Genomic DNA, 9,649 nt, shown 5'->3' on the forward strand with positions numbered 1-9,649 from the left:
TGGTCAACGGCACCCTGGCCGAGCTCAAGCAACTGCTCCCGCCCGCCAAGGTCGAATACGTCGAAAAGCAGCCGACCCTCGAAGACGTCTTCCTCACCCTCGTCGGCACCAAGGCTTAAGGAATCACGATGAGCAAGCATTTCTTCGGTGACACCACCGTTCTGTTAGGACGATCGCTGCGCCACATCATCCGCAGCCCGGACACCATCATCACGACCGCGGTCATGCCGATCGCCATGATGCTGCTGTTCGTCTACGTGTTCGGCGGCGCGATCAACACCGGGTCCGAGTCGTATGTGAGCTACATGCTGCCCGGCATCCTGCTCATCACGATCGCCTCGGGCATCGCCTACACCGCGTACCGGCTGTTCGTGGACATGAAGGGCGGCATCTTCGAACGCTTCCAGTCCATGCCGATCGCCCGCTCGTCCGTGCTGTGGGCGCACGTGCTGACCTCGCTGGTCGCCAACCTCATCTCGCTCGTGGTCGTCGCGCTGGTCGCCCTGCTCATAGGTTTCCGCTCCGGGGCGGGGCCGCTGGCGTGGCTCGCGGTCGCCGGCATCCTCATGCTGTTCACCCTGGCGCTGACCTGGATCGCCGTCATCCCCGGTCTCACGGCCAAGACCATGGAGGGCGCGAGCGCGTTCTCCTACCCGCTCATGTTCCTGCCGTTCCTCAGCTCGGCGTTCGTGCCGACCGACACCATGCCGGGGCCGCTGCGCGTCTTCGCCGAGAACCAGCCGGTGACCTCCATCGTCAACGCCATTCGCGCCCTGTTCACCGAGCAGCCGGTCGGCACCGACCTCTGGATCGCGCTGGCCTGGTGCGTCGGGATCATCGTCGTCGCGTACGCCCTCGCCATGAACACCTACCGCCGCAAGATCTCCTAAGGGAACACCATGGAATTCACCACGCTGCCCACCGCGCGCCGGCCCGGCTGCCCCTTCGACCCGCCGGCCGAGCTGATCGAAGCCCGCGAACACGGCCCCATCAGCCGTTTTCCGTTCCCCGACGGGCACGAGGGCTGGATGGTCACCGGCTACGACCTGATCCGGTCGATCCTGGCCGACCCGCGCTTCAGCTCCCGCAAGGAGCTCATGAACCACCACCCGCTGATGGACCTCAGCGAGATCGAGATCCCGCCGGCGCCGCCCGGCGAGTTCCTGCTCATGGACGACCCGCGGCACAGCCGCTACCGCAAGCCGCTGGTCGGCAAGTTCACCGTCCGCCGCATGCGGCTGCTCACCGAGCGGGTCGAGCAGGTCACCGCCGAGCACCTGGACGCCATGGAGAAGGCGGGAACGTCGGCTGACCTGGTGACCGCGTTCGCCAAGCCCATCCCCGCCGTCATCATCTGTGAGCTGCTCGGGGTGCCGTACGAGGACCGGGACCGCTTCCAGGAGAACATCGACAAGTTCCTCGGCGGCGAGGTCGGCGACGAGGAGCTGATCGCGGCCTACCTCGCGACCCAGCAGTACCTCGCCGAGCTGGTGGCCGCCAAGCGCGCCAATCCCACCGACGACGTGCTCTCCGACCTGCTCGACAGCGATCTCACCGACGAGGAGCTGAAGGGCATGGCCCTGATCCTGCTGTCGGCCGGTTTCGACACCACCGCCAACATGCTCGCCCTGGGCACCTTCGCGCTGCTGCGGAACCCGGAGCAACTGGCCGCGCTGCGCGCCGACCCCACGCTCACCGACGGAGCCGTGGAGGAGCTGCTGAGATATCTGACCGTCGCCAAGACCTCCTTCCGTACGGCGCTGGAGGACGTCGAGGTGGGCGGCCACACCATCAAGGCCGGTGCGATGATCTTCCTGTCGCTCTCCACCGCCAACCGCGACCCCGAGCGCTTCACCAACCCCCACACCCTCGACATCCAGCGTCAGGAGGGCGGTCACCTGGCCTTCAGCCACGGCATCCACCAGTGCCTGGGCCAGCAGCTCGCCCGCGTCGAGCTGCGCGTCGCGCTCCCCGCCCTGCTCGACCGCTTCCCGACGCTGCGCCTGGCCGTACCGGCCGACGAGGTCAGCCTGCGCCCGGAGACCGCCGACATCTACGGTGTCAAGAGCCTCCCGGTCACCTGGGACGCCTGACCGCGACCGTCTCGGATGTGTCACGAGGGTGTCAAACGGCACATCAAAGATCACACTGGTCGCATGATCGAATCGCGCACCGCCGTCTTATCCCGGCCATGGCGGCTACCCCTGATGGCACTCACCCTCCTGCTCACGATGCTCGTCTCCGTTCCCGAGGCTGCGGCCGCCCGGGTCGACGACCCGGCCGCCCAGGCCCTCGACCGGTTGATCGGGACGGCGCGCGCCGAGCAGGTCACCCTGCGCGCGATCGACAGGGGCACGGGACGGGACCGTTTCGAGGTGTCGGCCGAGAACGGCCGCCTCGTCGTCGCCGGTACGACGCCCGCCGTGCGACTGACCGGCTTCGGCTACTACCTGCGCCACGTGGCCCACGCCGACATCTCGATCAACGGCTCCCAGACCGACTTGCCGGAGCGGCTTCCGCTCCCCGCGGCGCCCATCGCCAAGGACTCCTCGGTGGATCACCGCTTCGCGCTCAACGACACCAACCAGGGGTACGCGGGGCCGTACCTGAGCTGGGAGGAATGGCAGCGACGGATCGACGTCATGGCGCTGCACGGCATCAACGAGGTGCTCGTCTACGAGGGCCAGGAGGCGGTCTACCAGCGCACGTTCACCCAGTTCGGCTACTCGGACCAGGAGATGCGCGCCTGGATCCCGCAGCCGGGCCACCAGGCGTGGTGGCTGCTGCAGAACATGTGCTGCACCGACGGCCCGGTCTCCCAGCAGCTCATCGACCAGCGGGTCGAGCTCGGCCGCAAGATGACCGACCGTCTGCGTTCGCTCGGCATGGTGCCCGTGCTGCCCGGCTACTTCGGCACCGTGCCCGCCGACTTCAAGTCCCGTAACCCGACGGCCAACACGGTCGCGCAGGGCACCTGGAACAAGCTGGCCCGCCCCCACTGGCTCGACCCGACGAACGCCGTGTTCGCGCGCGTCGCGGCCAGGTTCTACCAGGTGCAGACCGAACTGTTCGGCGACAGCACGATGTACAAGATGGACCTGCTGCACGAGGGCGGCACCGCCGGGACGGTCGACGTCGCCAAGGCCTCGCAGGCCGTGCAGCGGGCCCTGAACACCGCCCACCCGCAGGCGCTGTGGACGATCCTGGGCTGGCAGAAGAACCCGCTGCCGGCGACGCTGCAGGCGATCGACCGCGGCAAGATGTTCATCGTCGACGGCATCAGCGAGGAGCCCGGCATCACCGACCGGGACAAGGACTTCCTCGGCACCGGCTACGCGTTCGGCACCATCTGGAACTTCGGCGGCCATTTCAACCTCGGCGCCCGGCTGACGGTGTGGAACGAGAAGTTCCACGCCTGGCGCGCCAAGGCCGGGACGGCGATGAACGGCATCGCGCTGATGCCCGAGGCCATCGACAACAACCCGGCCGCGGTCGCGTTCTTCGCCGACATGCCGTGGCAGGACGGCCCCGCCGACATGCGCGCCTGGTTCGACGACTACGCCACCGCCCGGTACGGCGGCGACGATCCGCACGCCAAGGCGGCCTGGCGCGTTCTGCTCGACACCGTCTACAGCTGGCCGGCCGGCGCCGACAGCCGGCACGTGACCGGCCTGTACGACGACGAACCCGGCCTGGCGAACACCGGCTACCCGCTGCCGTACGACATCGCCGCCTTCGACAAGGCGCTCGACGAGCTGCTCCAGGTTGACCAGAGCCTGCGCGGCTCCGGCGCCTACCGCTACGACCTCGTGGACGTCGCGCGGCAGGTGATGGCCAACCACAGCCGGCTGCTGCTGCCCAAGATCCGCGCCGCGTACCACGCCAAGGACATCGGCCGTTTCGAGCGCCTCACCGGCCAGTGGGCGGACTGGACGCGACTGCTGGACCGGCTGCTCGGCACCGACCCGAACTTCCTGCTCGGCGCCTGGCAGGCCGAAGCCCACCGGCAGGCCGCCACCCCGGCCGAGGCGGCGACCCTGGACTACAACCTGAAGTCGCTGGTCACGCTCTGGGCCACCGGCACCGACCTGCAGGACTATGCCCGCAGGGAGATGAACGGCCTCGTCGGGCAGTATTACGCCAAGCGGTGGGAGCTGTTCTTCGACAGCCTGGCGGCCGCGCTGCGCTCGGGCAAGGAATATCCCCAGCCGATCGACTGGCAGGCCGTCGCCCAGGACTGGTCCAAGGCAGGCACCGAGCTGGCCGCGGAGCCCAGCGGCGACGCCTACGCCGAGGCGAGCCGGGTGGCCCGGCTGCCGTACGGTTCGGTGAGCGTCGGAGTCGACCACAAGGGCGTCAAGCCGGGCGGCACGGTGAAGGTCACCGCCACGTTCACCAACGACAACACCCTGCGGCCCGCCGACCAGGTCGCGCTCCGGCTCGACGCCCCGGAGGGCTACCAGGTGGCGCCCACCTCCCCGACCGGCAGCGACCAGGTGGCCGCGCGCGGCACGTTCTCGGCGACCTGGACGGTAACCGTTCCGGCCGGTCAGACCCCGGGTCACACACCGGCGCTGGACGTCACCGCCTCCTGGGGGGCCGGCGACGTTTCACAGGACAGTGCCTCCGTGAGCCTGCTGATCGCCGGCGCCGCCCCCGCGTCGTACAAGACCATGACCAGCACGCGGGCCGAGTTCGCCCCCGTCAGCGGCGGCGTCGCGATCGCGGCGGGTGGCGCGGACCTGTGGCGGGCGACCAACGAGCTGGCCACCGCCTACCGCAAGGACGCCCTGGCCAACGCCCGGCAGCTCACCAGCACGGTGCGGCGGCAGGACGGCGCGGCCGACTGGACCCGGGCCGGGCTGGTGGTGAGCAACAACCTGGCCGCCACCGGGTCCGCCGGTTACGCGAACATCGCCGTCACCCCTGGGCGCGGCTGCGTCTTCGGCTGGGATTCCGACAGTGACGGGCAGCTCGACTCCTACAGCGAGGTGGGAGGGTTCACCCCGCCCGTACGGGTGCGCATCGGCAAGTCCGGCGACCGGCTCACCGGCTCCTGCAGCGGCGACGGCAAGAACTGGTCGGTGGTCGGGTCGGCCCGCGTGCCCGGCGCGGAGGCCACGCTCGACGCCGGCCTGTTCCTCAGCGCGGCCAACCGCCACACCGGCCAGGAGGCGATCGCGATGCTGACCGATCCGGTGGCGGCCCCGTCGACCGCCCGCGACAGCACGGGTGACACGCTGCGCAGTCTCCGCAAGCCGGTCAAGGCGCTGAGCTGGGAACCGAACCGGAACCCGGAACACGCGGTCGACGGCGACCGGGACAACTCACCGTACTTCGCCAGCCAGATGGACTGGGGCGCCACCTGGTGGCAGGTCGACCTGGGAGCGGTCAACAACCTCTCACGCGTCAACGTGCGCAACTACGTCGCCGGCGAGCGGTACTACGAGTACCGGCTGGAGGGCAGCCTCGACGGCACCACCTGGTACACCATCGGCGGCCGCCGCGGCACCCAGCCCGCGACCGACGCGGGGGACACGCTGAACATGGAGGCCAAGGCTCGGTATGTGAGGGTCCTGGGCACGTACAACAACGCGAACCTGGCGTTCCACCTCACCGAGGTCAGTGTGTACGGCAAGCAATGAACCGTGTTCTTCCCCCGGAACCGCCCGGTTCCGGGGGAAGTCATGGCAAGATCATCCCCCAGACGTGGTGAAAGGGGCCGGCATGCGGATGCTCGTCGCGGGGGCGATCGTCGTCTCATCGCTCGGAGGTGGGCCCGCCGCGGCGGAGGCGGACCCGGCCTGCGCGGGCGGCATGCTGAACGCCGTCACCGACGCGGGCGCGAAGGGCGACGGGCAGAGCGACGACACCGCCAGCGTGCAGAACGCGATCACCACGGCGTACGCCTCGGGACGCTGTGTCTACCTGCCGCGCGGGGTCTACCGGATCACCGGCGGCCTCGACTGGAGCAGGCCCGCCTCGATCGTCGGCGACCCCGGCGCGCCCGCGATCCTGCGCAGCCCGGCGAACGCGGCGCTGGCCGACACCGTGTACGCCAACCGCTGGGACCGTACGCCGGTGCTGGACAACGTGGTGTTCGACGGGTTACGCGTGGACGTCAACGGCCCCTACAAGAGCGGGCCGGTGATCCGGCGCAGCGTGTTCGTCAACCGGCTCGGCGAGGGCGAGACGCCCGCCGGCGGCGACCAGCAGACCACGACCCCGGCGCAGGTCGCCGTCGCGCTCACCAACGTGCGCGGCGCGCAGGTGCTCGACTCGGTGTTCCTGTCGGACCGGCGCGTGGACGGCGGCGCCCCGCTGTTCACCTACCGCACCCAGGACCTCACCGTCAGCGGCAACATCCTGGGCGCGGACCTGTCGTCGCTGTCCTGGCTGAGCGCGTGGGCCGGCCGCGGCTCCTGGAGCCAGGACCCCGCCGCCCGCCTCACCGAGGTGCGCGCCCGCACCGGCCTGCCCGCCGCCCTCGGGCACCTCCAGCGGGGCATCAGCCTGAAACTGGACGTCAACGCCACCGTCTCCGGCAACGTCGTCAACCGCGACCCGCGCAGCCAGGCCAAGAGCGACCACGCCGTGTACGCCTGGGGCTTCAGCGGCCTGCGGGTCACCGGCAACTGGACGCGCGGCTGGCCGCAGGACGCCAGGGGCGGGCTCAAGGTGCGCAACGGCACCGGCGCGACCATCGCCGGCAACCTGCTGAACGGCACGGCGGTGCTGCTCTACACCTACGACGTGACCAACGCCCCCAAGGTCTTCCAGGACGTCGTCGTCTGCGGCAACGTCTACGACATTCGCGGCCACACCCCCGCCGCGGACCACAGCGGGATCATGTACTGGCGCAACTTCCCCGGCACGGGGGCCGAGCTGGCGATCGCCGTCTTCGGCAACCGCTTCCTCGACCCGCGGGCGGGCGCGGCGGGCCGCCCAGACATCTCCCAGGTCGCCGGTGACGCCGCGGCCTTCACCGCCTCCGGCAACACCTACGCCGACGGCCGCGCCGTCCCCGTCTCCGGCATGCGCGAGGCCGCGCCCACCGCCGCCCAGCGCGCCCGCTGCGCCGGCGCCACCGTCCCGGCGCTCTCCATCCCCGGCTATCAGGGCTGACGACGGTGGGCGGCGCCCGGGTGGGTGGCGGGGAGGCGGTGGACGCCCGGCCCGAGGAGGCGTTCGCGCAACGTCGAGTCCTCGTACGACGTGCGGTAGCGGCCACGGCGCTGCAGCTCGGGCACGACCAGCTCGATGAAGTCCTCGGCGGTGCCCGGTGACAGGTACTGCATGAGGTTGAAGCCGGTGGCGCCGGTCTCGTCGGCCCAGCGCTCGATCTCGTCCGCCACGCGCTCGGGTGTGCCGGCCACGAAGAACGGGCCGCCCTGGCCGACCCGGCCGACGGAGTCGAGCACGTCACGCACCCGCAGCCCCCGGCCGGCCAGCGGGCGAATGGCGCGCTCGGTGAAGTCACCGCCGCGCGCCACGATGTCGTCGATCAGCTCGCCGGGGTCGTAGGCGGCCAGGTCGATGCCGCTCCCCCGCTGCGCCAGGAAGCCTTCTGGCCGGATGTGCCGCTGCAGGTCGGCGAGCTTGGCGTCCACTTCGAACTGGGTCCGCGCCACGATCACCGACGCGCTGGGGAAGAACGTGATGTGCTCCGGGTTCCGCCCGTACGCGGCGGCGCGGCGCCGGGTGTCGGCGATGTCCTCGCGCACCGCCTCCAGCGAGAACGCGCCGGTGAAGACCGCCTCGGCGTGCCTGGCCGCGAACTCCTTGCCCCGCTCGGAGTTGCCCGCCTGGTAGATGACGGGCGTGCGCTGCGGCGACGGCTCCGACAGGTGCGGCCCGGCGACCCTGAAGTGCTTGCCGACGTGGTCGATGGGGTGCACCTTGGCGGGGTCGGTGTAGACGTGGCGGTCCCGGTCGCGGAGCACGGCGCCGTCCTCCCAGCTCCCCTCCCACAGCTTGTAGAGCACTTCTAGATACTCCTCGGCGATCTCGTACCGCCGGTCGTGCTCGATCTCGTCGTCCAGCCCGAAGTTGCGGGCGGCGCTGCGCAGGTAGGAGGTGACGACGTTCCAGGCGACCCGGCCCTTGGTGAGGTGGTCGAGGGTGGACATGCGGCGGGCGTGCGCGAACGGCGGCTCGTACGTGGTGGAGAACGTCACCGCGAACCCCAGGTGCCGGGTCACGGCCGCCATGGCGGGCACCACGAGCAGCGGGTCGTTGGCCGGGATCTGCACGGCCTCGCGGATCGCGGTCTCGGGACCACCCCGGAAGCGGTCGTAGGCGCCGACCACGTCGGCCAGGAAGACGGCGTCGAACAGGCCGCGTTCGAGCAGTTTCGCCAGGTCGGTCCAGTAGTCCAGGTCGGTGTAGCGGTGGCGGTTGTTGGCGGGGTGCGTCCACAGGCCGTGCTGGATGTGTCCGACGCAGTTCATCTCGAACAGGTTGAAGTGGATGATGCCGCTCATCGCGGATAGCTCCTGGGGGCGATGCCGTTGAGGTGGTAGTTGCCGACGTCGTGCACTTTGGCGCGCCGCGGGTCGTGGACGGTGTGGGTGCGGGCGTTGCGCCAGTGCCGGTCCAGGTTGAGCGGGCGCAGCGCGGCACTGGCCCCGGCCAGCTCGAACCACTCGCCGGTCACCCGGTTGGCGGCCCGGTCGGCCTGCGCGCGGGCCGCGGCCATCGCGACGGCGGCCTCGCCGGCCAGACGCTCGAACTCCTCCGCGGCCGCCGCGCGGGCTCGGTCCACGGCGTCGCCCGCGCTCTCCAGCAGCGCCCTGGCGGCCCTGACCTGTACGGACAGCTCGCCGAAGAGCTGCACCACGACCGGGTCGTCGACGACCTTCTCCGCCTCGTTGCCCGGCCAGCCGCCCTTCCGGTACCCGCGCAGGAAGGCGGCGGCCTCGGCCAGCGCGCCCTCGGCGATGCCGGTGTCGATGGCGGCGTGGATGAGCAGCCCGAAGCTCCGGAACGTGCTCACCCCGTCCCGCCGCACCCGCATCACCCGGCCGGCGGGCACGTACACGTCGTCGAGCAGGACCGTGCCGCTGGCCGTCGTACGCTGCCCGATGCCGTCCCAGTCGTCCACGACGGTCAGCCCGGGCGCGTCGCGCGGCACGAAGGCGACACTGTGGGAGTCCTCGTCGAGCGCGGTCACCGGGATCCAGTGCGCGAACAGCGCGCCGGTCGAGTAGACCTTGCGCCCGGAGATCAGGTATCCGCCGGCGTGCGGGCGCAGCACCGCGCGCGAGCGGGTGCCGTCCGGCTCACGGGCGTCCACGGCGGCGTTGCCCAGGCGCCGTCCCTCCAGCACCTCCCGGTAGAAGAACGCCCGCAGCTCGGGGGTGCCGTGTTCGCGGAGCGAGTCGACGTACCAGAAGTGGTTCTGCGGGATCTGCCCGATGCTGCCGTCGGCCGCCGACAGCTCCCTGATCACGGCGCCGAGCGTGGCGGTGCGCACGCCCGCGCCGCCGTGCGCGGCGGGGACGGTGATGGCGAGCAGGCCGCTCTCCGACAGTGCCTCGATCTCGGCGACCGGCAGGATCCGCCCGGCGTCGCGGCGGGCCGCGCCCTCGGCGAAGCTCCGGGCCAGCTCGCGGGCGGCCTCGACGGCCTCCTCATCGGTCTTGATCAC

Annotated in this window: 6 protein-coding genes; 4 read left to right on the forward strand and 2 right to left on the reverse strand. The window is 70.9% G+C overall.

Features of this window, described 5'->3' with window-relative positions; translation table 11 throughout:
• Window positions 1-128: 128 nt before the first annotated feature.
• The 4 genes from C4V41_RS52875 to C4V41_RS52890 all read left to right on the forward strand — a co-directional run bounded on the left by C4V41_RS52875 (window position 129) and on the right by C4V41_RS52890 (window position 7,125).
• Complete coding sequence (locus tag C4V41_RS52875) at window positions 129-890, forward strand: ABC transporter permease (protein WP_103963664.1); 762 nt, start codon at window positions 129-131, stop codon at window positions 888-890.
• A gap of 9 nt (window positions 891-899) precedes the next feature.
• The gene (locus tag C4V41_RS52880) at window positions 900-2,093 is read left to right on the forward strand and encodes a cytochrome P450 (protein ID WP_103963665.1); all 1,194 of its coding nucleotides are present in this window, start codon (window positions 900-902) and stop codon (window positions 2,091-2,093) included.
• Window positions 2,094-2,156: 63 nt separating this feature from the next.
• Window positions 2,157-5,645: an alpha-N-acetylglucosaminidase TIM-barrel domain-containing protein gene (locus C4V41_RS52885; RefSeq protein WP_103963666.1), complete on the forward strand. Its 3,489-nt coding sequence runs from the start codon at window positions 2,157-2,159 to the stop codon at window positions 5,643-5,645.
• Window positions 5,646-5,727: 82 nt separating this feature from the next.
• Window positions 5,728-7,125 (forward strand): glycosyl hydrolase family 28-related protein, encoded by a 1,398-nt coding sequence (locus C4V41_RS52890; protein WP_146104152.1) that lies wholly within the window; start codon window positions 5,728-5,730, stop codon window positions 7,123-7,125.
• Here C4V41_RS52890 and C4V41_RS52895 read toward each other — a convergent pair.
• Both C4V41_RS52895 and C4V41_RS52900 read right to left on the reverse strand, forming a co-directional pair.
• Window positions 7,116-8,483 (reverse strand): LLM class flavin-dependent oxidoreductase, encoded by a 1,368-nt coding sequence (locus tag C4V41_RS52895; RefSeq protein WP_103963668.1) that lies wholly within the window; start codon window positions 8,481-8,483, stop codon window positions 7,116-7,118. The genes C4V41_RS52890 and C4V41_RS52895 overlap by 10 nt on opposite strands.
• Window positions 8,480-9,649: an SfnB family sulfur acquisition oxidoreductase gene (locus tag C4V41_RS52900; protein ID WP_235030940.1), complete on the reverse strand. Its 1,170-nt coding sequence runs from the start codon at window positions 9,647-9,649 to the stop codon at window positions 8,480-8,482. Before C4V41_RS52900 ends, C4V41_RS52895 begins: the two co-directional genes overlap by 4 nt.

The organism is Nonomuraea solani (assembly GCF_900108335.1).
GTDB lineage: Bacteria > Actinomycetota > Actinomycetes > Streptosporangiales > Streptosporangiaceae > Nonomuraea > Nonomuraea solani.